This window comes from Psychrobacter sp. 1U2 (assembly GCF_051847575.1).
This window is the reverse complement of record NZ_JBPYDC010000693.1, coordinates 1-894: the sequence shown is the minus strand read 5'-3', so window position 1 is coordinate 894 and position 894 is coordinate 1. Positions and strand designations below refer to the sequence as shown.

Genomic DNA, 894 nt, shown 5'->3' with positions numbered 1-894 from the left:
ATTTCGATATCATTGGTTATCCAGACCATACCCTTGCCTGGCCGACGCTCTGGAGCAGCGACCAACCGCACGCTTTCAATAAAACCGCCCGGCCAACCTTTCATATCTCCCCAAACAGGCAGCTCGTCTGGCTGATGCAAGGCCTTCTGATCTTCTAGTCCTGCGACAGCACTGGTATCTTGAGTCATCAAACGCCAAGCGCGCGCAATAATACAATTACGACCACGACTACTCATGACTGCTTCTATTAATTCAATAGTCTTGCCTGGACGAATACAACGGGTAGTAACAGTAAACTCATCAAGTGGAATCAGTCCCAAGATATCAAGACTAATACGAGCAACTCGCATATTGGCTTGCGGTACAAACTTTTCCAATTCGACAGTCAATAACCCAGTCGCTGGCGCCATATGCTGCTCATGCTCGTTCCAAGCGCCTTGTGCATGCTTGGTTGGTTGATAGTGTGCCACGCAACTACCATCGGCTTGTTGCTCGCGGTTTATAAATTTATAGTAAGCTGACATAACCATCCTTAGTTTTTGAATGTAGTATTTTTAGATATAGTGTTTTTAGATGTCGTAAGGTTGTGTAACCTATAGAATACTCGAGCGTTGATCTATTTTTACGCCCTATTTAGTAAACTCTTGTTTTTTCATCCTAAGAATCTTGCGGCTCTTTATCATCAAGAACAATAAGAAAATGACAGTGGCGATTAGAAGTCCGTAAAAAAGATTGTATTCTTTTATAAAGTGCACTGTGTTTAGACCAAGCAACATGACCAGCAGCCCAATGACAAACATATTAACTGTTAATTGTCTGTTAATCTCATCAAGTGTCGCCTCTGACAATACAAATCTTTTTTTCTGTTTTTTCATGTCCCTTGGCCTATTTACC

General features: G+C 42.2%; 2 protein-coding genes. Both read right to left on the bottom strand.

Going from position 1 to position 894, the window contains the following annotated elements; all coding sequences use genetic code 11:
• Positions 1-524: acyl-CoA thioesterase domain-containing protein (locus tag ACS8FD_RS18140; RefSeq protein ID WP_439276875.1), on the bottom strand; the 524-nt coding region annotated here is incomplete at its 3' end.
• 105 nt (positions 525-629) lie between these two features.
• A partial coding sequence (locus ACS8FD_RS18135) for a hypothetical protein (protein WP_439276874.1) occupies positions 630-894 on the bottom strand: 265 nt, incomplete at its 5' end.